General features: G+C 53.8%; 1 rRNA gene. It reads left to right on the forward strand.

The features are described 5' to 3' along the window. Nucleotides 1-848, forward strand: a 23S ribosomal RNA gene (locus IMQ56_RS19795); the annotation flags it as partial.

Genomic DNA, 848 nt, shown 5'->3' on the forward strand with positions numbered 1-848 from the left:
TGTTTCGGCTAGGGGGCCATCCCGGCTTACCAACCCGATGCAAACTACGAATACCGAAGAATGTTATCACGGGAGACACACGGCGGGTGCTAACGTCCGTCGTGAAGAGGGAAACAACCCAGACCGCCAGCTAAGGTCCCAAAGTCATGGTTAAGTGGGAAACGATGTGGGAAGGCACAGACAGCCAGGATGTTGGCTTAGAAGCAGCCATCATTTAAAGAAAGCGTAATAGCTCACTGGTCGAGTCGGCCTGCGCGGAAGATGTAACGGGGCTAAACCATGCACCGAAGCTGCGGCAGCGACACTATGTGTTGTTGGGTAGGGGAGCGTTCTGTAAGCCGTTGAAGGTGTGCTGTGAGGCATGCTGGAGGTATCAGAAGTGCGAATGCTGACATAAGTAACGATAAAGCGGGTGAAAAGCCCGCTCGCCGGAAGACCAAGGGTTCCTGTCCAACGTTAATCGGGGCAGGGTGAGTCGACCCCTAAGGCGAGGCCGAAAGGCGTAGTCGATGGGAAACAGGTTAATATTCCTGTACTTGGTGTTACTGCGAAGGGGGGACGGAGAAGGCTATGTCAGCCGGGCGACGGTTGTCCCGGTTTAAGCATGTAGGCGGAGGTTCCAGGTAAATCCGGTACCTTATTAACGCTGAGGTGTGATGACGAGGCACTACGGTGCTGAAGTGATAAATGCCCTGCTTCCAGGAAAAGCCTCTAAGCATCAGGTAACACGAAATCGTACCCCAAACCGACACAGGTGGTCAGGTAGAGAATACCAAGGCGCTTGAGAGAACTCGGGTGAAGGAACTAGGCAAAATGGTGCCGTAACTTCGGGAGAAGGCACGCTGATG

This window comes from Enterobacter sp. Res13-Sevr-PEC09-46, assembly GCF_015672585.1.
Taxonomy (GTDB): Bacteria; Pseudomonadota; Gammaproteobacteria; order Enterobacterales; family Enterobacteriaceae; genus Enterobacter; species Enterobacter hormaechei_C.